Below are 24,481 nucleotides of genomic sequence, written 5' to 3' on the forward strand. Positions count from 1 at the left end.
CTCTGACGTTTTCAATAAAGATACTACTCTTCATCATTGCCGTTCGATATGTTAATTACATAATAGTGAACTCTCACATAAAAGTCAACCATTTTCTTCAAAAATTCATGTAGTTTTTTGAAGTGCCTTTTTATAGCGATTCTTCCAATCTTCTGCTAACTCGTCAATTTGCAGGATTGATTGGATTGCTTCTTTATTTTTACGATCAAGAAGCATTACTTTTGTTGCGTCCCAAACTGATATCTTGTTCTGCGGACGTTCTATAAGCTCCATCGTAGAATCTTCGCTGACTACTCCTTCTTCTAGCACCTTTAAAAAATAGCCAGTATAACAAGTTTCCACAATTCTACTTAAAAATGGATCAATCTGATTATATTTTGAAATGGTTGAACATGGTACTCTTCCTTGTGTTACCTGAACAACTGCAGATCCTAACGAAAAGATGTCCCCGATATATGTACTTTTTTCTGTAAATTCCGTTCCGCATATATTTTCCCCAAACGCAGGAGGATTTATTTTTGTTTTAAATTCTTCTTCCCATTTTTTATAATGTTCAAAAGGATAATAACAGACAGCCCTTTCCTTGCCACCATGAAATGCTGGATTAGCAACACCATCGCCTACAAAACCATCAAAGGTTAGAATGACTTCACTCACTTTTTCTTTGCCAATCGCGGAAGAAACGCTTTTATTTTTCCATATAAATGTTTTTTCCTTCCCAATACTAAGTGTGATAATTTTTCCCACGTATAAACACCACCACTATTTTTATTACATCATACCATATAACTATACGAAAAGTGCTAATAAACAAAATGATTAAATCCAGTTTTTGGATGATAGAAAATGCTTTATTTTTTGCCGTGGCTGTACATATTAACTATAGTTAACTATTTGAAAGCAGGGAGAATGAAAATGGATCATGTAAATGATGATAAAAACATAGTAAACCTTACAAACAAAGCACAAAAGACAGCGAAGAAGCAAAATGTCAAGGTTTCGAAAATGGCGATATTCTCACTTTCTTCCATCCCATTAGTAATGACCCTTGGAAACAGTATGCTGATTCCAGTATTGCCAGCTATTGAAAAAAAGCTAGATATATCTTCTTTTCAGGTAAGTATGATTATTACAGTCTATTCTGTTTTAGCGATCATACTAATTCCCGTGGCAGGCTATCTTTCCGATCGTATCGGCCGTAAAAGGGTGATTATTCCCAGCCTAATTATTGCTGGTATTGGCGGAGTAATTTCTGGTTTTGCCGCATGGCTGATGGATAACAGTTACTGGATTATCCTTATTGGACGCGCCCTCCAAGGCGTTGGAGCAGCTGGTGCCTTCCCAATAGTATTGCCTTTAGTAGGTGATTTGTTTAAAGATGAAGAACAAGTTAGTAGTACTTTAGGTGTTATTGAAACAGCAAACACTTTTGGGAAAGTACTTAGTCCCATCCTTGGAGCTTTTTTGGCAGGATTTATTTGGTTCATCCCATTTATGTCTATTCCTGTCTTCTGTTTGGTTTCCATCATTCTAATTTTAATCTTTGTGAAATCTCCAAAAAGTAATGAAAAACCTGTACCATTTAAGGAATTTATACAGCATACAAAAGAAACTATGCATAAAGATAAAAAATGGCTCTATGCCATTTTCTTTATTGGTGTAATCGTTATGTTTGTATTATTTGCCGAAATGTTTTACCTATCAGATATATTAGAAAAGAAATATCATATAAAAAATGTTAAAAAAGGGCTCTATCTTGCTATACCGCTAGGAGCTTTATGTCTTACTTCCTACATTACCGGGAAAAAAATTAAAAAGGACAAAAACTTAATGCGCTGGATTACTTTTATTGGATTGCTTGCAATCATTATTGGTACGATTGCACTTAACTTCTCTGACAATATGTGGTTTATCATTCTCTTTCTAACATTGGCTGGCATAGGCATTGGTGCTAGTTTACCACCTCTAGATGCCCTTATTACAGAGGGAATTGAAAAAAAAGAAAGAGGAACCATTACAAGTATATATAGTAGTATGCGGTTTATTGGAGTCGCAGCAGGACCGCCTATTATGGCGATTTTAATGAAGCATATCGACCATTTACAATTTTATTTACTAAGTGCATTTACATTAATCGCTGCGATTGCTGCCTTCTTTCGTTTAAAATATGTCGATGGTCAAGAAGAAAATAAAATAAACCAATAGAAAATTTCTCCATCGGTTCTTTGACCATACTAAAAAAAGCTGTAAATTAACGATTATAAGTCAATTTACAGCTTTTTCAATATTTATTTTTGTTGAACAGGCTTCTTTAATAGTCCTAATAATAAGGCTGATATGATCGCACCTATTACGATAGACAATAGGTATAGCCATGGATTTCCATCAACCAATCCAACTACGAACACACCGCCGTGTGGTGCTCTTAAACCGATATGGAAGAACATTGATAGTCCACCCGTAACTGCGGCACCAATTGCAACAGATGGAATAACACGTAATGGATCACTTGCTGCAAAAGGAATAGCACCTTCTGTAATAAAGGAAAGACCCATAATAAAGTTTGTTAAACCTGCATCCTTTTCTTGCTTTGTAAATTTCTTTTTAAATAAAACAGTTGCTAAAGCAATTGCTAATGGCGGAACCATTCCACCGGCCATAATAGCAGCCATTGGCTCAAATACACCATTGGCAATTAGCCCTGTTCCAAAAACATATGCTGATTTATTGATTGGTCCACCCATATCAAATGCCATCATTGCCCCTAAGATAATTCCTAAGAAGACCGCATTACCAGTACCAATATTTGACAGCCAATTGGTCATTCCAGTGTTAATAGCTGTAACAGGTTCCATAATCACATAATTCATAATAATGCCAGTAAAGAAAATTCCTAATAATGGATAAAGCAGAATCGTTTTAATACCTTCTAATGATCTAGGAAGTACTTCTAACACTTTCTTTAGACCGACAACTAAATAACCAGCTAAGAAACCGCCGATTAATCCACCAAGAAAACCAGCACCACCTTGAGCAGCCATAAATCCTGCAACCATACCAGGAGCAAAACCAGGACGATCAGCAATACTCATTGCGATAAATCCAGCAAGAACAGGCACTAATAATGCAAAGGCATTATCGCCGCCAATATATTTAATAACCGCAGCAAAAGCATTATAACTCGGATCATTCGGATCAGCTGAGTTATAACCAAACATAAAGGAAATAGCAATTAATATTCCGCCACCAACAACAAATGGCAGCATGTTCGAAACACCGTTCATTAAGTGTCTGTAAATTTGACCACCGATTCCTTTTTTCCCTGCGTTTTCTTCGCTGGAATTAGAACCTGATCCACCATTATATACTGGTGCCTGCTGTTTAATAGCACGATTGATTAATTCTTCAGGCTTACGAATACCATCTGCAACAGGGGTTTCAAGCACATGTTTTCCATTGAAGCGTTCCATTTGCACTTTCGTATCAGCAGCAACAATTACAGCCGTTGCTTTTTCAATTTCCTCTGCTGTCAGAACATTTTTTGCTCCACCGGAACCATTTGTTTCAACCTTAATATCAACACCGATTTCAGCTGCTTTCGCCTTTAATGAATCTGCTGCCATATAGGTATGAGCAATCCCCGTTGGACAAGCAGTTACTGCCACAATAAAATTCTTTTTATCAGCAATATTTTCGTCAGCTGTTTCTTCCTCTACATCATAACTGTCAATTATTGATATTACATCTTGTTTAGAAGCCGCATTTAATAATTTCGAGCGCACTTCTTCTTTAAGCAATAATGTAGATAGTCTTGATAGTGCTTCAAGATGAGTATTGTTAGCCCCATCTGGTGCAGCGATCATAAAAAATAAATTTGCCGGCTGTCCATCTAATGATTCATAGTCAACACCACTGCTTGATCGCCCAAACGCAATGGCAGCAGTTTTTACAGCACTCGTTTTTGCATGGGGAATTGCTATTCCTTCACCAATTCCCGTTGTACTTTGCTCTTCTCTTTTTAAAATCGCTTGCTTGTACGTTTCTCTATCTGTTAATTTTCCTGCTGAATGAAGAATATCCACTAACTGATTAATGGCATCAAGCTTTCCATTTCCTTCTATATTCAAAAGGATAGTCTCTTGCGTTAATAATTCTGTAATTTTCATTTTATAACGCTCCCCTTTAATTTTATTTTTATCCACTTTCCAATATCTTTCTAATAAAATGGTGTGTGACCATTATGATTGGACTTGGACTTGCGGAAGAAGTTCTTCTACTTTTTCCTTTGTACATAATCCAATTGAAAAAGCTGTCGCACTTCCTGAGGCAATACTGTAGCGGAAGGATTCTTTTATATCCTGTGTTTCTTTATATTTAGATAAGAAGCCTGCTACCATGCTATCTCCAGCGCCAACTGAGCTTTTCACTTGCCCTTTTGGAACCGTACTAATGATTTCTTCGTGTTGAGTAATCAAGACTGCACCATCACCTGCTAATGAGACGATCACATTTTGCGCTCCCATTTCCAATAGTTTTTTTCCATACGGAATCGCTTCTTCTGGAGTCGAAATAGTTACCCCAAACAATTCACCAAGTTCATGATGATTAGGCTTGATTAAAAACGGTTGATAAGGCAAGACTGCTTTTAATAATTCACCTTCTGCATCTACGACGAAAGAAACATTGTTCGCATGACAGATCTTGACTAGCTCTTCATAAGTCGTTTTAGGAAGAGTAGATGGAACACTTCCAGCTAATACTAGTAGGTCTTCTGACGTTAAAGAAGCAATCTTCTCTTTTAACTCCTGAAACTTTTCTTCAGAAATAGTGGGTCCATTTGCGTTTAATTCTGTTTCTGTATCAGTCTTTAACTTCACATTGATACGTGTATCTTCTTCTACTTTCACAAAATCTGTTTCAATCATTTCTGACAATAGTTGTGTTTCAATAAAACTTCCAGTAAATCCGCCGACAAATCCTAACGCTTTACTTGGCACGCCCATTTTTTTTAACACTCTAGAAACATTTATTCCTTTTCCACCCGCAAATTTACTTGTTTTTTCTAACCGATTTAGTTCTCCTAAATGCACTTCTTTCACTTCGATAATATAATCGACAGAAGGATTTAACGTTAGGGTATAAATCATTCTTTCACAACCTTTATGCTAGTTTTCCTTGAATATAAATCGTTTACTTCTTCATCCAGATAATTAGTAATAATAGAAGCATTGTGCAAATCAGCTATCTTTGCAAAGTAAACTTCGGAGAATTTACTATCATCTGCGACAAAAAAAGCTTCTCTTGACAATGATATTGCTTTGCTTTTCACCATTGCTTCTTCTTGATCAGCAGTAGTATACCCATATTCAGGATGAATACCATTGACACCCATAAAGCACTTATCAAATCGATAGTTATCAAGACTTAATAATGCGCCACGACCGACTAACGCGTTTGTTTTTTCTTTTACATAACCACCTGTAATATAGGTTTGAATACGAGCTTCTAGTAAGCTTGTCATATGCGTAAGACCGTTCGTTACCACCACAATGTCTCGATTCTTTAAGAATGGAATCATTTCTTTAATGGTTGAACCAGCATCCAAATATATACTATCTCCATCTTCTACTAGCTTTGCTGCGTATGCCGCAATCATTTTTTTCTCTTGGAGGTTTTTGAACGCTTTTTCACTCATACTCTGCTCCGTTATTTTCCCTTGAAGCCTAGCTGCACCACCATGCACTCGTTTCAAGAACCCTTCTTGCTCTAATTGAGTTAAATCGCGTCTGATGGTGGATTCTGAAGTATTCAATACATCTATCAAATCTTGAATTTTCACAACACTATGTTGTTTTAGTAATTGTAAAATAAGTTCATGCCTTTCAGGTGTTAACAAGATTATCACGCTCCCTTTTAGGGTATATCTTGGGATTATGTCATTTTCTTTGAGGTGATTATCATTAACTAAACAGATTACGATAAATAAGATTTTTACCCTCATAAAAAAACAACTTAATTTAAGAACATCATACTGTAAACGATTTCACATTTCAAGCATTTTCTTTCAAAAACAATCAAATATTATCATATTTTTGACGTTTTGTGAACGTTTTTAGTATTATATGAATATTTTTATTGTTCTTCCTTTTAAAACTATCATTATTTTTCCCTAAATTATCTCTTTTAATTTACCGATTTTACGAAAATTGCGGCACTAAATGTTCAACACCGACAGAATTTCCTTTATCATTTTCTCGTTGTTTATGGTATTCTGTGTTCTGGTGAGAAAATATTTACAAAAGAAAAGGAAGGAATATATGAAGAAAATTTCTTATTATTATTTAGACTTTGTTAAAATACTATTTTCTGCGGTACTTTTATTTGCCATTTTCGGAACAGTTAACGATACGATTATAAAACTTATTACTGGTTACTCCTTTCCTAATGTGGACTTTTTAAAGGAAACACAGGCTTTAACAGGATTGTTTATCTTACAATATATAGGATTTGCCCTAATTTATTTTGTGATATACAAAAACAGTCTATCTTTTATTGGATTTACTAAAGATCGAGAGCGAAAAAAGCTTTCTCCGATGTGGACTAAATACTTCATACTATTCGGCATAGGATTTATCCTCTTGTTTTATATTGTATTACTTATTGTTTCCTAGATTAATTTAATAGAAAATAATTGCGTAAAAATGAATTGTATGATACTATCAAATCAATATATAGTTATTTTTTTATAAAATTACACTATATATAGTTATCAATTCAATCTTTAATCCAATGTCTCTTTTCGCTTCTATGAAGCGACTTTTTTTTGGATCATTTTCCGCTCTCCGGCTTTAATATCCCCCTATTAATTAAACGTTTTGATAGAAATGCTTTATAATTACCAAAATTCACACACAAAAAAAGCTGCCCAAAGTTTGAGTCAGCCTATTCATTATTCACTTACTCCTATCGGGAAGCGGTCACTTAAGTGCTACTTACTTGATTTGTATGGGATACACTTGCTGAAGGTTCTTGTAACTTTTTAAAATACTCCTCTTTTGTCATACAATAATAAACGCTTGTAATTAATTGGTTATCAAAAAGTTTATAGCGGTTGGTTTTCTGGAATTTATAATGAAATCCACATTTTTCATTTACTCGTCTTGACTTCGTATTAAAATCAAAATGTCCACACCATATTAAATCCAAACACAAGTGTTCAAATCCATATTCTAACAGATAATTGACTGCTTCTGGCACGATCCCTCTTCCCCAATACCGGGGATTAAGAGCAAATCCTACTTCACGCTGTGCTAAATGAGAGAGTTTAGTATCAGGCGTTCGTTCATGAAAACCAATACTTCCAATCACCTTATTCTCTTCTTTCCACACAATCGCATATGAATTTTCATTCTGTAAAAAATAGCGGATTACTTCTTTACTTTCTTGTTCACTTTTATGGGGTGGCCAGCCAGCAAACGGACCTACCTCTTCCTTTTGCGCATATTCATATAAATCTTTATAATCCGCTTCCTTCCACCCTCTTAGCAACAGTCTTTTTGTCTCAAATACATCCATTTACTTTCACCACCAGTTAATTATTAAAACTTTGTCCTCTATTTTACCGCCATGCCAATCTTTCATATATATCCTGTAAAGTGCGACAGCCCAATTGTTCAGCCCTTTGTAAATACTGACACCATAGAACAGCGGTTAATTTAGCATCCCCTAAGGCATGATGACGATTTATGACAGGAATATCACTAAATTCACACCATTCCTCTAATGTCAATATTCTTTGTTGTGGTTCAACAATTTTAAACAAAAAAGAAGTATCAACGATTCGATGTTTAAATGGTGTTTTAAAACTTCTCCAGCATGCAGACTGCATAAAGCTTTTCTCATGGGAAGAGTGATGAGCAATCAGTGTATTATCCTTAACAAATCCAAAAAATTGCACCAGTACATCGGATAGGGGCGGGGCATCATGTAAATCTTCGGTTTTAATTCCAGTTAAACAGCTTATTTCTTCTGGTATATCTATTCCAGCGTTAACTAATGTATAAAATTGCTCATCTAAGATATCGCAGCCTTCTACCTTTATAGCACCAATTGAAATAATTTGATCGCCTTTATCAGGTAAAAATCCCGTTGTTTCAATATCAAAAACAACTGCTTTTAAATTATTTAATGGCAACCTGGAGGCAGCTTCAACCTTTAAATCTTTTTGAAGCTGTCTCATAAAAGCAATTTGCTGAGAATTACTCCCACTCGAGGTAGCGTGCAATACACTCGAATTGACTTTTCCATATAAATCTCTCATATATTGTAGAAACGATTCGACTCCCATTTTAACACCCTTTTTCAATTATCCTTTGTACTTGATGATATAATTTGATACCATGGCGCATTAATCCTTTTATTTCTTGTCTTTGTTCTTTTGTTAACTGTTTTATATTCAAATAATGAACATCTTCATATGTTTTTGCCTCTTTAAATAATTCGATGCGATAATCTAATATTCTCCTAAAAGAGCTTTCATATAGTCTTAACCAGTTGTCATATGTCTCCATCGTTCTTAATGTCTTAATACGTTCTAACGTCGATGTTTCCTGGATTTTTTCCTTAATAGCTAAAAGCCTAATCGAATTAACATACGGTAAATACATCGTATGCTTCAAATGAATGGAACCTTTATGCCTTCCCGTTCTTTCCACAAAAAATTGGCCGAATATTCCGACCCCTTTTTTTATACGCATTACATTATTCATAAATCTTTTTAGTAGCATTGGATGAAGAACGCAGTACTGATGAATATAACTTCTCAACTCTTGAACATAATTTCCCTCTCCAAACAGTTGTCTACTATCATAAAAGATTTGCAAAAATCTAATTGATTCCCAGTTTTCTTTTTCCATCCATTGCTGTAATTGGTGTTTCCATTCTTCTACGGATTTGCACCAGGTAGGATTACTACTCATGACTTTCCCTTCACAATATGGATAACCTATTTCATTTAACGCATCACTTAGGCATTCTCCAAATTGGATAAAATATTGATTGCTGTTTTCGTCATTGCTTTCATAGATAATGCCATGATCTTGATCGCTAAAGATGCCTTGTTCTTTTCTGCCAGCACTTCCTGTAACAAACCAGACAAATGAACATGGAGGTTCACCGTAATTTTTTTTATATTCACAAAGGACAAATTGAAATAACTCCATAAATAGTTCATCGTAAAAATTATTTAACTGAGTGTTTTGATAGGTGGGTGTTTGTAAAAAAAGTTCCTTTTCTCTTTTCCATTCATTTAACCTATGACTTTTAGAGCACATCCATGCACTTCCTTCTTCGATAAGCGATATTTATATGAATCTATATGTCTATCATAACATGTTCTTATTTGCAATTGATTAATGAAAACAGATAAAAGTCTCACTTTTCAGCGAGACTTCTATCCTCATTAAGTTTATAGTCTATTTTCTTAATCGCGACGATAAACGTCTGATTTTATAAGCTTTTTGTTTCGTCTTTTGACAAGAATGCTTCTGGGTAACCATATGAACCATGTTCACTAATATCTAAGCCCATGATTTCTTCTTCTTCTGTTACTCGTAGTCCGCTAACCTTCTTGATAACAAATAGAATGACATAGCTTATTGCAAAAGCGAATAACCCACAAGTTATAACACCAAGCGCCTGCACGCCTAATTGCCCGAAGCCGCCGCCATAAAATAGACCAGCTTTCCCTACTCCCGTATATTCCGCTAACTCTGCTGTTGCAAATAATCCATTAGATAGTGTTCCCCAAATTCCCGCAGTACCATGAACAGATAGTGCAAAAATTGGATCATCGATTTTTCTATTCTCGAAGAAGCGTACACTATAAAATACCAGTACTCCAGCAATTAAACCAATTACTACTGCTGCCCAAGGCTCAACGAATGCACAAGATGCTGTGATGGCAACGAGACCTGCTAAGGCACCATTTAGCATGGTTGTAATATCTGACTTCCCTAAAACAATCCAGGAAATTAGTAGTGCTGCTACAGCGCCAGCTGCTGCTGCTAAGTTTGTATTTAATGCAACATATCCAAAGAAACCGTCCGCTACAGAAACTGTACTACCTGCATTAAATCCGAACCAACCGACCCAAAGAATTAGTACGCTTAACGCTGTATAAACTTGGTTATGACCAAATATCGGGTTAGCCGAACCATCAGCATTGTATTTTCCAATACGCGGCTTTAAAAGCATTGTAGCTGCTAGCGCCGCTGCTGCACCAGTTAAGTGAACAACAGTTGAGCCCGCAAAGTCTTGCTTTCCATGTTCTGCTAACCAGCCGCTTCCCCAAATCCAATGGGCAATGACAGGATAAACCAAAATACCAAATAATACAGAGAAAATGAGGTACACAGATAATTTCGCACGCTCCGCAAACCCACCAAGTGCAATTGTTAAGGAGATGCCTGCAAACGCTAGTTGGAAGACGAAGAAAACAGTAGTTTGTAATCCATCTCCATCTATTTGGCCAACGCTACCGCCATTGTAGAAAAACTCACTCATTCCGACAAAGAAATTAGCATTGTCTCCAAAAATAAATCCATAACCAACAGCCCAGAAAACTAATGAAGCTATCCCAAATGTAAAAATTGTTTTACCAGCAATATGGCCAGCATTTTTCATTCTTGTGGAACCTGCTTCTAATAAGATAAATCCACCAAGCATAAAAATAACTAAAATTGCAGCAATCATTGTCCACAAGCTGTTCATTAAAAACTCTAAATTTTCCATTAAGTTACCTTCCCCCTTTATGTACGTTAATTTACCATCAAGTGTCATATAATCTAACACTCTAATAACTTTATTTTACCTATATTAAATTTTCTGTCAATAAGAATTTTAAATTTAATTTTCTTAAAACTTAAAATATTATATTTATTTTCTTATACCTGTTGTTTTATTTGTTTTATTACGATAATTGTATTTATTTTCGGTGTTTTTTTGAAATCGTTACCATATATAATCTAAAAAGTACCTATTACTGAACGAAACAAAAATCCTTATATATGTAAAAAAAGCTGACACAAGGTCAGCTTTTTATCTTCTATTAGCAAATAAATGTCGCACCGACGATAATTAATAAGATAAACAATACTACTATTAATGCAAATCCGCCACCGAAGCCAACGCCGCCAACAGCTCCAGGACCATATCCGCATCCATATCCACCATAACCGTACATATATACATCTCCCTTTCTCTTTTGTAGTATAATTAACCATTTCTTTTTTCGGTTAACAAATAAGGAGCCTTTATGTTTTCTTATTCTAGCTCCTCTACAAAATCATTGTATGCAGGCAGATATGTATGGGTTGGGTAAATGTCTATTTTCCGCAAAAAAACCTAAACTCTTTCCATTTTATTTTTTAAAAGTATATAGCTTATGCTTGGTCAAAAACTGCTTTTCTTAATTCTATCGTTTGTTTATAAGGATTCTCCGCCATACTTATTTCTGAAATAACAGCGACTCCATCTGCTCCTGCTTGTATAACAGGACGTGCATTTTCAACTGTGATCCCCCCTATCCCAACAATTGGTATAGAAAAGTTCTTTTCTCTTACTATTTCAACAAGAGAGGTGCCTTGTACTGCTTTAGCATCCTTTTTCGTACTTGTAGGATAAATTGGACCTATGCCAATATAATCTGCTCCTGCATCTAGTGCTGCTTGAATCTCCTCGATGGAATGAGCAGATACCCCCAATAGTTTATTACCTAGCATTTTTCTTACTTTTATGGCATTTTCATCGTCTTGTCCAATATGTACTCCATCCGCATTAACAGACAAGGCTAATTCAATATCATCATTCACAATGAATGGAACATGATACTGCTTGCAAAGTTCTTGCATTCTCATTGCCAGTTGAATTTTGTCTTCACCCATTAATGCTCCGTCGCCTTTTTCGCGAAATTGAAAAACGGAAATCCCGCCTTTTAATGCTTCTTCCAAAATAAATTCTGGATCAGATGTACTGTTGTTGCTTCCCATGATAAAATAAATTTTTAGCAATTGTTTTATTTGCTCTTTTGTATAAGTTGTCATATATCCCCCGTATTATCTTTTGCTTTCTTGGTAAGCCCAATGGTTGGTTGGACCATGCCCGCTGCCTATATGAAGATCATTTTTTATAGCTTGATGAATAAATTCCTTACCTAATTGAAAAGCATCATTAATAGAAAAGCCATTGGCAAGGGCTGCTGTAATCGCTGCCGAAAAAGTACAGCCTGTTCCATGCGTATTTTTTGTTGGAATCCTTTCTGCCACCAAGCTTGAAAAATCACTGCCATCAAATAATAAATCAATCGCTTCCTTCTCATCCCCATGGCCACCTTTTATAACGACATAAGTAACACCCATCGCATTTAATCTTTTGGCAGCTTCTTTTCTTTCCTCTATATTTCGAATATCTCTCCCAGTTAATACCTCTGCCTCTGGTATATTCGGTGTTAAAACAGTTGCAAGCGGGAGGAGCTTTTTTTTCATAGCTTCTGTTGCATCCTGCTGCAGTAAATTAGCACCACCCTTAGCAATCATCACAGGATCAATCACTAAATTTTTCCAACGGTACTCTTTTATCTTATCCGCTACCAATTCAATTATTTCACTATTAAAAAGCATACCTGTTTTTAATGCATCTGGTCGTAAATCCACTGCGATAGATTCTAGTTGTTTTTCAATCGCCTCAAGGGTCATTGGGTATACCCCATCTACTCCGCGGGTATTTTGTGCGGTAATAGCGGTGATGGTACTCATTCCATATACTTTAAGTTCTTGGAAGGTTTTTAGATCTGCTTGAATTCCAGCTCCTCCGCCACTATCTGATCCCGCTATTGTTAATGCTTTCGCTGTAGCCATATAATTACCCCCTCTTAATCTCCACTCTCATCGATTCCTTTATATTTTCTTCCTTTATTTTCGCTAACTGATTTAATAATTCGATTTGAAAACTTCCTGGACTTTCTTCGCTCGTCTTTTCAAAAGCAAGTTCTGATGCAACTCCATATGTTACTAAACCCGCTATAGAAGCTAGAAAGACATCCTCTTCTACTGCAATAAATGCACCTAAAATGGAGGAAAGTAAACAACCTGTACCTGTAACCTTAGTTAACAAGGAATGACCATTATGGATAATAGAAAGTTTCCCGTCAACAGCAACTATATCTTGTTCACCTGTTATAACAACTGGTACTTGTAATAGCTTTGCAGCTTCCATTGCGATTCCTTGGCTATTATGTTCACTGACAGAGTCTACACCTCTCATTTTTGCTTTAATTCCAGCTACATTCGCTACTTCTGCTGCATTTCCGCGAAGCAAGCTTATTTTTACTTCCTTCATAATGCGGTGTACAGATTCCGTACGATAACTAGTTGCTCCTGCACCAACAGGATCTAGAATTACGGGTGTATTAGCCTGATTTGCAGCCTTCCCAGCTATAATCATACTCTCTACTTTTTCAGCTGTTAGTGTTCCAATATTTAAGACAAGAGCATCCGCTGCTGCTGCCATTTCTGCAACTTCTTCCTTTGCATATGCCATTACTGGTGACGCTCCTAATGCTAGTAACCCATTTGCCGTAAAGTTAGTAACAACAACATTAGTAATATTGTGAACCAATGGCACATGTTTTCGAAGTTTTGTTAATATCGCCGGAATTACCATGTCAACATTTTCATTCATCTCTTAAAATCAATTCCTTTCTAAAGTTCCTTATTACTCTTAAGACTTTTATCCTTTGATAGGTAAAGTGAATCCTCCCTCACATGGAAATTCCCTTTCATCACCATTGTGGATAGTATTTTCTGATGTCCAGTCTTCTCAAATTCAGTTATCCTTACAATTAAGTGCTCTAGTTATAAAAGCGAAATACATTACATACATACAAAAAGCCATAACTAACTGAATTCCTAACACGGATACGAAGGAAGCGCCGTGCGATTTTTCAGCAATTATGGCAAAAATAAAAACACTACGCCTAAGCAAAGTGTTTTGATTCCATTACACCTCCCTACGCTGGCATTATCCAACAGGTTCATTCGGTCAATGGCAGACTAGCCATACTCTCAGCCTGTTTCCACAAGCCCCCGCTTTATATTTAATTGAATTCTCTTAAATTTTAACGAAAAAATAGGAATAATGCAAGAATGGCAGCCTAATAGTCTAATGCATATAAGTAATCTTCCGCTGGTGCTATCGTTTCTTCGGCCTTTTCCAGCTTAATAATAGGCATTATTTGACCTTCATATTCTTTCTTTTCCAAGGTTCCTGTTATCACATACCATTGATTACTTTGTAATTCACCAACATCTCCCTCCATCATATAACCAAACAATCCTAAATCTGCAATACAATGGGTCATAACATATCTTGCAATAACTGCTTGATTATCGGGAAAGGCTTTTTCTCGATGAATAAAACCAGTAATCATCACTTTTTTTCCTGCCATATCGTTTAAATTTGTATGAATCATGTCCATTGTCTGCAAATAATTGTCATCTTCAATTGTAATCATATCTTCTTCCCCTAAGGTCTTGAGCTGACCTTGACTAGCAGAAAAAGTTTGTCCTTGCTCAAATTGAATATTTGGAAGTATACTTTTATCAATCGACATGTCTTGTAAGGTAAAAAACAACATCAAGGGGCTAATAAATAGAAGATAGGAAAAAGTAAGCTTCAGGAAAGAGGCATTCTCATCACATACATCACAATCACAATCGGCCCCCTTTAAATTACTATTTAACAACCGGAAAAATCCAAGAAAAAACATCAATATCATCGTTATACCTAGTAATGGCACCATTTTGGGGGCAACAAGCTGTCCTACATCTCCTGTCACCAATAACTTAAAAATAAGGAGACTGAAGCCAATCAGTACAATTCCTTGCAGTTCGTTTGCTAACTGCCAGGTTGGACTCCATTTGATTTTCACCATTTTTCCTCCTTATATGTGTCATGAAAACAAAATGAATCGTGAAGCTAGCGAAAGTAAGAAGACAACTATTGTAACTATCATAATAAATACGAATACAAATTTCATGCGAAAAGAAGCCATCATGACAAATGTATTTTTAAAATCAAGGATTGGTCCAAAAACTAAAAAACCAATAATCGCTTCAGGGGTAAACATCTTGGCAAAGGAAGCTGCTACGAAAGCATCTGCCTCTGAGCAAAGTGACAGCACATACGCTAGCCCCATCATTACTGCTGTACCTTCAATTGGTGATTCCCCCGCCTGCATGATATAACTATCCTTTAAATATACCTGAGCAACACTTGCAAATACTGCTCCAATAATGAAATATTTCCCGATCGTAAAGAATTCATGACAAGTATGATGCAAAATTCCTTTCCATTTAGAATCTCCTTTGTTTTCATTAATAGGAACGGCTGCCATTAAATCTTCCCTTTGTGTTTTTAATACCTTTTGTTTCGAAAAAAAGAAATAAATAATGAGACTCACTATAATGGCTGCCAATATGCAAATGATAAAACGTCCGTATGCAATCGATAAATTATCTTGGAAGGCATAGTATGTACTGCCAAAGACGATAAAATTAAGAATTGGCGCTCCCATTAACAAGACAACACCAATATGGACAGGAATTCCTTTTTGAATTAATCTGCGAACAACTGGAATAATGGCACATTCACAGACTGGTGTAATCACTGCAGCAATTAAAGCAGCACCAATGGCCGCTATTGGGTTTTTCGGCATAATTCTAGCAATATACTCTTCTGAAATATAAATATTAATTATAGAGGAGGCGATGGCACCTAATAATAAAAACGGAAGTGCCTCAAGCAAAATCCCAAGAAATAACACAAAAATAGTTTTTATTTGATCTGGCAATGCGAAGCTCCATTGCTTTGCCACATAAAGATCCCCGAAAAAAAATAGATACATTAAAGCGATAAATAAGCAAAAGATAAAAATATCCTTCATACGAGTTGGGATAGACATAGCATACTCCTTTTCTTCCATCATTTATCCTTATATAGTTTATATCTATGCTTGTCCTATCCTATCTATGCAAAAATAGTGTATCTTATGATAGATTCGATAAGATACACAAAGAAAGTATTATAGAATTACTTTTTCAGGTAATTTTTCACCTATTAAAATGATCTCTCCTTTTCGATTAGGAAGATATTCCTTTACTTTTTGCCATTCTAGCAAACCAGAAGCATATTGAAAATGATACCAAGAATGATCATCACTATTTTTGATTGTTCCTTTAGCTCGCAGTAACTTATCTTGATTATTTTTTAAGAAATCTCGTAATTCGCTTTTCGTCATAGGGGTTGTTTGAACTATTTTCATTGCTTTAATATGATGATGGTGATGATGACGCGAAATAGATTGGTCTTTGATTTTAGTACCTTCCTGTTTTTCCAAATATGCTGTTACTCCATGGCCATAGTTACTATGTAATAATGGAGCATCAGGATTTATCTTTCTAATTCGCTTTTCCACCTTTTCAACAGCAAGCTTGCTTGAAAGCTGATCGATTTTATTTAGGACTAATACTGTTCCATTCTCAATTTGCTCTTTCTGCAGCTGCCTCACTTCTTTGCTGCTTGAAAAAATACTTGTGTATTCAGTAAAATGCAAGCTGTCAATTAAACAAATACTTTCCACGATCTCAAAAGTATCTTTATATTGCTGTTCCTTGAATGCCTCCATTATTTCGGAAGGATTTGCTACTCCAGTCCCTTCTAGCAACACAATTTCAATGTTCTCTTTATGCAATGTTACAGTTAATTCATCAAGTGTTGATCTCAAATCTTCTTTGATTGAACAACAGACACATCCATTTAACAATTCATAGAGTGACTCCTCTTTAAAAAGATGTTTTTCGATATTTGTTTCCCCAAGTTCATTCAATATAATGGCATACTTTTTATTTTTCCCTTTAAAATACTCCATACAGTTTAATAGAGTTGTCGTTTTTCCGCTCCCAAGGAACCCATTTATTAAATAAACTTTGATTTTTTTCATGAAAATACCTCCCGCATATAAAGCCTAACGCTACTTTATGCAAGAGGTACTTTTCATATGACGATTAATAGGTAAATAGATGAAGATTTCGTTTGAGTTGTTCCGCCATATTCAATAAATTCTTTGCAGAACCTGAAATTTCTTCGATAGCAGCCAGCTGTTCTTCCGTTAAGGATACAACCTCTTCAGAAGAAGTCGAATTATCAGAGGCAATCTTTGCTAATTCTCCTGCTGTGATGCTTACCTCTTTTAGTGTGCTTGCCATATCATTTGAAGTTTCCGTAACTTTTTGAATATGTGGTGTCATTTCCTTCATACTATGTACAATTTCTTGAAATCTTGTATGAGATTCATCCGTTACTTCTAATCCTGCTTGAACAGCTCGTGACACCTCTGCCATTCTTTGAACTGTATTCTCAGTTGTTTTTTGTACATCTGTAATTAATTGCGAAATATTACTCGCAAATTGTCCAGACTGCTCCGCAAGTTTACGTACTTCATTCGCTACAACAGCAAACCCTTTGCCTTTCTCCCCCGCCCTTGCTGCTTCTATCGCTGCGTTTAGTGCCAGAAGATTCGTTTGTTCGGAGATAGTAGTAATGCTTTCTGTTATTTTTTCGATATGCTTAGATTGTTCTACGAGTTCTTTAATCATTTTATTTGATTCAGCAACTGTCCCATTGATTACATGCATTTGTTCCAGTGTTGCTTTTATGGAGTTCCCTCCTGCATATGCTTTTTCTATCGTGCCTGTCGAAAGATCTGAAACCTCTTTGCTAAAAACAACGATTTGATTTGTTCCTTTTAAAACAGACTTAAGACTATCGACATTATTATCCAAACCTTTAGTCTGAATTTCGGCACCACCAGCGACTTGCTGAATAGTATTGGTTACATGCTCTGATGCAATAGTCACCTCATTCGCACTTGCTGTTAACTGACCAGCACTTGCCGCTACATTCTCGGAACTTTGCTCGATATTGCTAATAAGCTCTCGTAAATTATTCTGCATCGTATGAAATGCTGCTGCCACATCGCCAATTTCATCTTTAGCGGCCATGTTAATGGCCGTTGTTAAATTACCTTTACTCACTGTAATGGCTTGTTCTTTCAATTTTTTAATTGGTTTGATAATAGAGGAAACAATCACCATCATCATGATCCCTCCAATAATAATAGAGACGGCTAATATCCCTGTTATCGCATACAAAAGACCTTTTGTATGATTGACAATTTCTGATTTTTCCATCGTTCCTGCTAACTTCCATCCAGTTAACTTATTTGTCTGAAAAACCATTTTCCGACTAATCTTGTCTGCTGAATAATCCAATGTGCCAGCTTGTCGGTCATAAAGTGTTTCATAATAGGAGGCTTTCACCACACCCCCTTGTTTTTCATCGGGATGAACAATAAACCGTTTCTTTTGATCAAGTAAGATGACATAGCCTTCTTTTCCAAATGTTATTTCACCTGCGAGTTCTGCTAAGTAATCTAAATTCATGGTTACTGCCATAACGCCTGCATTATCTGCAATCGTTTTTCCAATGGTAATAACCATCTTTTTAGAAACTGGGGAAAGATAAGGATCCATGATAACTGCTTCTCCTGGTTTATTAACAGCCGCTTTATACCAATCTCTCAACCTTGGATCCATATGATCATTATTTTCCTCCATAGACTTCTGAAAAAGCTTTCCATCATTTGTTCCAATATAGATACTAGAAACTTCAGGATGGACTTGGCTATACTGCTCAATGGTTTTCTGCAGACTTTCCGGATCTTTTTCCAATAGTTCTTTCGTCATTGTTTCTGTTAATGCTGACACATCATAAATTTTTTCAGACATTAAATTGGTTATACTCTTATCCAGCATGTTTAAATTAGTACTCGCATTGCTTATAAAATCTTTTTCCATCTGCTTGTTTGCATATAAAAAAGAAAATGCACCAAGTAAGATACTCGGAATTAATAGCATTGCTAAAAAGGAAATAATAAGCTTCTTTTTTAACGGAACTCCTTTTCTTTTATGAATAAGAATTTTTTTCAACGTAATCGCCCCTCTCTTTGTATACGCATACATTCTTAAAAGAAAAAAAAGGTAATTCTTTCTGCCCTCTTATTTTACAATAGATAGGCGATGATTCCTATGTCATTTGACCTGTTTTTTATTTGTTACTCGTTAACATTTTATCGTGTCATAAATGTAATCTTTATGTTTAATTGTACGTTAATGGAAACTCTTAAAATATTGGAGGAATTCATATGAAGGATGAAACGATAAAGATTGGTATTGGTGCTGGGGAATACAGGAATAATCCTGGCTGGATTCATACTCAGGAAGATGAGCTTAACTTATTATGGACGATTCAACTTGGCTACAGTTTGTAAAATGTTCCATAGACGCTATTTTAGCGGAACATGTATGGGAGCATCTCACCTTTAAGGAAGGCGTTCAAGCAGCCTCACTTTGCTATCAATATTTGAACCCAGGAAGTTATATTCGCTGTGCTGTACCAGATGGCTTCTTTCCGGATGAATCGTATCAACGAATAGTGCAATTCGGAGGGCCCGGGCCTAAACACCATCCTGCCTTCACTCATAAGATTGTTCATAATTATCAAACATTGTCAAAAATGTTTGAATTAGCAGGATTCGAAGTACATTTATTGGAGTATTGTGATGAAGAAGGTATTTTTCATGAAAATGAATGGCACGGAAAAGATGGCGTGATTTTCAGGTCCAAAAAATATGATCCAAGAAATAACGGGGAAAAGCTTTTATTTCCTTCTCTTATACTCGATGCATGGAAAAGATAATGAAAAATTAACCAGTGCATTCCCTTATAAATATCAAGCTGGGATAAAAAGCAAATTCATCGAGAAATATCCTCTGAATTTGCTTTTCATCTTATAATCTTGCATCAATCGGATCTTCTTCCAAAGCCAATGTTGCAAGGACACATTCATGAATTCTTTCCAATGACTCGAACTGAATAAAACGATTGATACCTTCTATTCCTAAAGCCAATTCCTTTAAGGCATTGCGCTGCTTCTTACCTGTTTTACGGTCTTTTAATCGTCTTAATTGATCCTTTTCTAAATAATCCATGCCATATATAATTTGAAGATATTTCTGTCCTCTTACTTTAATGGCTGGTTGAAGTAATTTTCCCTTTGGATTTCTCGCAAGAAAATGATAAGGTTTAAAGATAACCCCTTCATGGCCATCTGTCGTAATTTCTTCCCACCAGCTGACAGCTTTCTTTAATGATTCTTCATCATTTACAATCAGATAATCTGTTTTCATAAAAAGACTGCTAATTGTGCTGAAATATTCGTTCTGCTCCATATGCCACTGATGTGTTTGATGAAAATAACTTTCGTTGCTATGTGCAAGGATATGAAATGGAGCGATTTTTATATCCTCTAATTGTTGAATTTCCCAACAATATTGATTGTACACTTCACTAAAACTTTGCGCATTTTGTCGCTTTTGTGCAAATTCTTCTACCCAGCCATGAACAGCCATGCCATTTTGCTGCGCACAAAGAAGCTGCTCGTAAATCTTGTCTCTATCCATCACGCTCATTTCAGCCACATGTGCGTATTGCTGAATAATTAAATCCTTTGCCTTTAAATTCCATGGAAGAATTTCAGCATCAAGCAATACCCAGTCAGTCTGATTCTCTTCAAAATAATTTACAGCTGCTAGATCATAATGAAGCTTTGTCAGAATTTCCTCTTCAAGCTCTTTAGAAAAAAAAGCTCTCCCTGTTCTTGTATAAATTGTGCCTATGCTTCTTTTCCCAACATACTTTTCTGCTGCTTCTGGATTTTTAAATAACAAAAGTATCCCTCTGCTGCCCATATGCTTTTTCTCGACAACCATTTGATCTATCCCGTTATCTTTGTAGTAATGATAGGCATCGATCGGATGTTCCAGATATCCTTCGATTGTGGAAGTTTGCGGCGGAGGACTCATCGTTGGCGGTATATAGATTAACTCTTCCATGGGAATTGTAAAATGAGACACTTTGTCCATCGCTGCTTTCACATTATTTTGCGGACAGCTAATTTCTCCAAACGTATCTGTCCAAACACTATAACCATTAATAAATCGCTGAATATTCGGCAGGGCAAGCCTTGTTTCCTGCCATTTTTTCAATGGATTATCTTCTATTTGAGCATAATCCTTTTGAGCCTTAACCGATATAAATTCCCTTTCTGGATAACGAAAGGCCGTTAACTTTCCGCCAAAAACAACCCCTTGATCAATATTAATTGTATTATTCACAAAGAGCGGCTCTGGTTTCGGATCATGTCCCCAAATAATTAATTCTTTCGATAGATGATTTCGGTACCAGTCTCCACGGATCGGCTTCCCGTCTGTGTCCATACCTAATGTTTCTCCATATCTCGTAAAATCAGAAATCGTATTTGATTGTTTGCCAATATAATGATCTTTTATCCCTGCATGGGCAACAACTGCTGTTTTCACACCATTTCTTGTCAGGACATAATGGGAAGGTGAATGAAGAAGCATAGTTTTCCAATCTTCTCTTATTTTTTCTATCTGCTCCTCTGTATATGTAATGGAAAAGGAAGTAAACGCTTCTTTAATCCATTCATCCCCATGACTTAGTGTCACTTTTTTCCCATCAAGCCATCTTGCTATTTTCCAACCATGGTTACTATCAATCATATACGCAAGATTATGGTTAATGTGGGCAGAGAAAAAGAAAAGTGCTTCTGCTGATTTTGGGCCGCGGCTCATAATATCCCCTACCGAAACAAATTTCCGACCTTCTGGATGGCGATATAATCCATCATCATGTTTTATATATCCTAAACGTTCTAGCAATTCGTAACATTCATCCATACATCCATGAATATCTCCGATAATATCTAAGCCATTATCAGCATTTAAATAGTACGAAGCTTCTTCTGTTTCGATATTCACTGACTCGTCCCGATCTCTAATATAATATATTGCATGATAGCTTTCCCTTTGGATTTTGCGGATTTCCTGACGCATTACTTCAAATTGCCTTCTCACCTTCCCTTTTCCTCTCGGATAGGTGCGCTTTTCGTCTCTTTCAAGGAGAATAGGTAAAGAGAGATCAAAAACAATCGCTACTACAGGAACATGATATTTTTTTCCAAGAATTCGATATTTTTCCCGTTCTGCCTCTTTTAAATGGGTTGCATCGATATAGCTTCGCTTATTCAATGTCGCTCTTGCACTAATCATTTTTTCCATCATTTCAAAGGCAGCTCTTGAGATTTGGCTATATTCTTCCATCAAATTGGCAGCTACTTCTTTAGGCTGATTTGTCCAGTCTAAAAAGTCAATATTACTGACTAATTTCCGAAAATGATCGGAACTAATTACTTCTTCCGGTTGCAGAAAGCCTTTGTTTATCCAATTTTCCAATGTTGTAGATTTCCCACTATTTGATGGTCCTATTAGTAAAACAATACTGTTATGGGGTATTAGAATCGTTTTCATTTATCCACCTCTTTTCTGCGAAAATATTACCATCTGTGTAGGATAGCCGTAACCTTCTACATATTCGCCAATCCCATCGATTTGCGCCTTATAATTAGCATGACTTTCCCAATACTTGGTCCATTCTTTAAACTGTTGCTGCGTCCATTCAAAGCGATGGTCGCTGTGCCTTTTTGCCTCATTCATATCATATACAGCATTGTAATCTTGATTTGGTGTTGTCACAATTACATGATAAGGCTTGTATTTTGTAAAAATGGTGTCAAATATCTTCCCTAATCGATTTTCGTCAATGTGCTCGATGACTTCACAGAGAATAAAGATATCTTTCTTTTCCAATTCACTATCATAATAAAATAAAGAGCCCCATTTAAAAGTTGGAAGAAGAAAGTCAGACTTACCCACTAATGCCTCGATTCTTTTTTTAGCTTTTAACTGTTCTCGTTCAGAAGGTTCTACTGCGACAAGTTCTTCTATTCCCCTTATAAAGCCTAATTGGGCCGTTAACTTTCCTTCTCCAGCCCCCATATCCACAATTCGGCTATTATGCGGAAGCCCTTTTACAGTTTCTATAATTTTCTCATAACGCCACTGATTTAAGCTTTTCTTTTTTGTCAAAGGTGCTTGTTTTTCCTTTGAAGGCTTTGATTCTATTAACCTTGATTTTTCTATTAAATCTGAAAAAATAAGCGATTCCTTTATAATCTCATTTCTTTTCGGATGGAAGGAAAGCCATCCTTCTCCATATCGCTTCAGCTTATCCACTTCTTTTTCATCAATATAATAATGTTTATATTGGTCCATTACCGGGATCAGCACAAACAAATGGCGGAAACAGTCTTGAATCGTCTGATTTGCCTTCAGCGTAATAAATTTTGCTGAACTTTTTTTCGCGAATGACGCTGGTAAAAGTACCTTTCCATTTTCGATCGTAAGCTCGTATCCTAATGGTTCAAAGAGTCCTGCTAATTCATGATTGGTTAACTTGGTGGATAACGGTCCAAATGTAATTTCTAATGGAAAAGAATAGTTCACCCACTCTTTGAATTCATCTTTTGGCTTTCCATTCAATGCAGTTCCAACTGCTTTTCGTAAAACCGAGCAGAAAATACTGCTGACAGCACTTTCTCTATCATTAATATAATGCGTAATAGACGAAAAATTAGTTTGATTTTTCGTTAATTCCATATTATCTACTGTAACGAAAAATAATATATGGACTTCATGCTCCTCATTTTTGGTAAAAACAATGCGCACTAACCCGCCCTTTTCTTTTCTTTCATATAGGTTATGGGGATTTTTAGCAATAAGATGGGAGACCATCCTAGCATGCTCGCCATATACCTTTAGACTTATTTGCATATACTCACCTCTTTTTCTCTTAAAACCATTTGAATACTATTTTACCATATTTTTCTTTACAGAATTGTGCATATTTTATCTATAATTAAATAATGACTTTTTTTGAAAACAATACAGATTTTTAATAGGGATAATTGGCTGTTTTTCATAAAAAAGAACCACTATTACTAGTGGTTGCAGAATGAGGTCAAACTCCTTGAATTAGGAGTTTTGCCTATACTCTTTTTTGTAATCCCTTCTAATAGAGATGTTGTTTTCCGCTACAAATGTTAAAAAGGGGTTCAGAATGAAAACATTCTAATCCCCTTTTGTCGACAAACTGGAACCTCTATCCTCGTGGTTGTCTTGAGAAGGATTTTAAGCTTCTTCTAGGCTTGCAATGTCAACTTCTGTTTGTTCTTGACTTCCGCCTACAAGATGAACGATTGCGGTTGCATCTTTTTCTTTAATATCTTCCATCCAAACAGAAGCACCGTTATACTTTACTTCTATTTCTGCTGATGAGGAAAGTATTTGCTTTGCTCTGTTAATATCCATCATTCCACCTACTTTCTA

General features: G+C 35.9%; 21 protein-coding genes, 1 pseudogene and 1 other annotated feature (1 of these 23 only partly in view). Of the genes and pseudogenes, 3 read left to right on the top strand and 19 right to left on the bottom strand.

Translation table 11 applies throughout. The features are described 5' to 3' along the window. Window positions 1–46: a binding site (T-box leader), on the bottom strand (it extends 203 nt beyond the left edge of the window). A gap of 59 nt (window positions 47–105) precedes the next feature. After that, window positions 106–747, bottom strand: coding sequence for an MOSC domain-containing protein (locus MHH96_RS18440; protein WP_047940585.1), 642 nt, complete (start codon window positions 745–747; stop codon window positions 106–108). A gap of 168 nt (window positions 748–915) precedes the next feature. Here MHH96_RS18440 and MHH96_RS18445 point away from each other — a divergent pair, with 168 nt between their 5' ends. Continuing rightward, window positions 916–2,205 carry an MFS transporter gene (locus MHH96_RS18445; RefSeq protein WP_047940584.1) on the top strand — a complete coding sequence of 430 codons (1,290 nt, stop codon included), beginning with the start codon at window positions 916–918 and terminating at the stop codon, window positions 2,203–2,205. Window positions 2,206–2,288: 83 nt separating this feature from the next. On the opposite strand, the gene MHH96_RS18450 is transcribed toward MHH96_RS18445, so the two are convergent. From MHH96_RS18450 to MHH96_RS18460, 3 genes are all read right to left on the bottom strand, one after another. After that, complete coding sequence (locus MHH96_RS18450; RefSeq protein WP_341117845.1) at window positions 2,289–4,166, bottom strand: PTS fructose transporter subunit IIABC; 1,878 nt, start codon at window positions 4,164–4,166, stop codon at window positions 2,289–2,291. A gap of 72 nt (window positions 4,167–4,238) precedes the next feature. After that, window positions 4,239–5,147: a 1-phosphofructokinase gene (gene pfkB, locus MHH96_RS18455; RefSeq protein WP_047940582.1), complete on the bottom strand. Its 909-nt coding sequence runs from the start codon at window positions 5,145–5,147 to the stop codon at window positions 4,239–4,241. Further along, window positions 5,144–5,896 carry a DeoR/GlpR family DNA-binding transcription regulator gene (locus tag MHH96_RS18460; RefSeq protein WP_047940581.1) on the bottom strand — a complete coding sequence of 251 codons (753 nt, stop codon included), beginning with the start codon at window positions 5,894–5,896 and terminating at the stop codon, window positions 5,144–5,146. Before MHH96_RS18460 ends, pfkB begins: the two co-directional genes overlap by 4 nt. A 421-nt stretch (window positions 5,897–6,317) precedes the next feature. Here MHH96_RS18460 and MHH96_RS18465 point away from each other — a divergent pair, with 421 nt between their 5' ends. Then, window positions 6,318–6,671, top strand: a complete 354-nt coding sequence (locus MHH96_RS18465) for a hypothetical protein (protein WP_047940580.1) — start codon at window positions 6,318–6,320, stop codon at window positions 6,669–6,671. 310 nt (window positions 6,672–6,981) lie between these two features. On the opposite strand, the gene MHH96_RS18470 is transcribed toward MHH96_RS18465, so the two are convergent. The 12 genes from MHH96_RS18470 to MHH96_RS18525 all read right to left on the bottom strand — a co-directional run bounded on the left by MHH96_RS18470 (window position 6,982) and on the right by MHH96_RS18525 (window position 19,103). Continuing rightward, a complete protein-coding gene (locus MHH96_RS18470; RefSeq protein ID WP_047940578.1) occupies window positions 6,982–7,575 on the bottom strand; it encodes a GNAT family N-acetyltransferase in 594 nt (197 codons plus the stop codon). A gap of 43 nt (window positions 7,576–7,618) precedes the next feature. Then, window positions 7,619–8,347, bottom strand: a complete 729-nt coding sequence (locus MHH96_RS18475) for an exonuclease domain-containing protein (RefSeq protein WP_047940577.1) — start codon at window positions 8,345–8,347, stop codon at window positions 7,619–7,621. A 1-nt stretch (window position 8,348) separates the two neighbouring features. Then, window positions 8,349–9,332, bottom strand: coding sequence for a DUF294 nucleotidyltransferase-like domain-containing protein (locus tag MHH96_RS18480; protein ID WP_047940576.1), 984 nt, complete (start codon window positions 9,330–9,332; stop codon window positions 8,349–8,351). 175 nt (window positions 9,333–9,507) lie between these two features. Further along, window positions 9,508–10,791 (bottom strand): ammonium transporter, encoded by a 1,284-nt coding sequence (locus MHH96_RS18485; RefSeq protein WP_047940575.1) that lies wholly within the window; start codon window positions 10,789–10,791, stop codon window positions 9,508–9,510. A 316-nt stretch (window positions 10,792–11,107) separates the two neighbouring features. Beyond that, window positions 11,108–11,242, bottom strand: a complete 135-nt coding sequence (locus tag MHH96_RS18490) for a YjcZ family sporulation protein (RefSeq protein ID WP_082138229.1) — start codon at window positions 11,240–11,242, stop codon at window positions 11,108–11,110. A gap of 199 nt (window positions 11,243–11,441) precedes the next feature. Beyond that, the gene (thiE, locus tag MHH96_RS18495; protein ID WP_047940574.1) at window positions 11,442–12,101 is read right to left on the bottom strand and encodes a thiamine phosphate synthase; all 660 of its coding nucleotides are present in this window, start codon (window positions 12,099–12,101) and stop codon (window positions 11,442–11,444) included. A gap of 12 nt (window positions 12,102–12,113) precedes the next feature. Continuing rightward, window positions 12,114–12,914 (bottom strand): bifunctional hydroxymethylpyrimidine kinase/phosphomethylpyrimidine kinase, encoded by an 801-nt coding sequence (gene thiD, locus MHH96_RS18500; protein WP_047940573.1) that lies wholly within the window; start codon window positions 12,912–12,914, stop codon window positions 12,114–12,116. 4 nt (window positions 12,915–12,918) lie between these two features. Further along, on the bottom strand, window positions 12,919–13,737 hold the full coding sequence (gene thiM, locus MHH96_RS18505; RefSeq protein ID WP_047940572.1) for a hydroxyethylthiazole kinase: 819 nt from the start codon (window positions 13,735–13,737) through the stop codon (window positions 12,919–12,921). Between the two features lie 472 nt (window positions 13,738–14,209). Further along, a complete protein-coding gene (locus MHH96_RS18510; protein ID WP_047940571.1) occupies window positions 14,210–14,989 on the bottom strand; it encodes a TIGR03943 family putative permease subunit in 780 nt (259 codons plus the stop codon). Between the two features lie 18 nt (window positions 14,990–15,007). Next, window positions 15,008–15,931, bottom strand: a complete 924-nt coding sequence (locus tag MHH96_RS18515; protein WP_161798382.1) for a permease — start codon at window positions 15,929–15,931, stop codon at window positions 15,008–15,010. 207 nt (window positions 15,932–16,138) lie between these two features. Further along, complete coding sequence (locus MHH96_RS18520; RefSeq protein WP_047940570.1) at window positions 16,139–17,056, bottom strand: CobW family GTP-binding protein; 918 nt, start codon at window positions 17,054–17,056, stop codon at window positions 16,139–16,141. Between the two features lie 64 nt (window positions 17,057–17,120). Then, entirely contained in the window at window positions 17,121–19,103 is a 1,983-nt protein-coding gene (locus MHH96_RS18525; RefSeq protein WP_047940714.1) for a methyl-accepting chemotaxis protein, read from the bottom strand. Between the two features lie 215 nt (window positions 19,104–19,318). On the opposite strand from MHH96_RS18525, the pseudogene MHH96_RS18530 reads away from it, so the two are divergent. Continuing rightward, a pseudogene (locus MHH96_RS18530) lies at window positions 19,319–19,872 on the top strand (class I SAM-dependent methyltransferase). Window positions 19,873–19,963: 91 nt separating this feature from the next. Here the strand turns inward: MHH96_RS18530 and MHH96_RS18535 are convergent. The 3 genes from MHH96_RS18535 to MHH96_RS18545 form a co-directional block, all read right to left on the bottom strand. Further along, window positions 19,964–22,564, bottom strand: coding sequence for a polynucleotide kinase-phosphatase (locus MHH96_RS18535; protein WP_047940569.1), 2,601 nt, complete (start codon window positions 22,562–22,564; stop codon window positions 19,964–19,966). Continuing rightward, window positions 22,565–23,926, bottom strand: a complete 1,362-nt coding sequence (locus tag MHH96_RS18540; protein WP_047940568.1) for a methyltransferase type 12 — start codon at window positions 23,924–23,926, stop codon at window positions 22,565–22,567. It lies immediately after the preceding gene. A 357-nt stretch (window positions 23,927–24,283) separates the two neighbouring features. Continuing rightward, window positions 24,284–24,466 (bottom strand): H-type small acid-soluble spore protein, encoded by a 183-nt coding sequence (locus MHH96_RS18545; protein ID WP_369988041.1) that lies wholly within the window; start codon window positions 24,464–24,466, stop codon window positions 24,284–24,286. Window positions 24,467–24,481: the final 15 nt, after the last annotated feature.

This window comes from Niallia sp. FSL K6-0212, from assembly GCF_038007605.1.
Taxonomy (GTDB): Bacteria; Bacillota; Bacilli; order Bacillales; family Cytobacillaceae; genus Niallia; species Niallia circulans.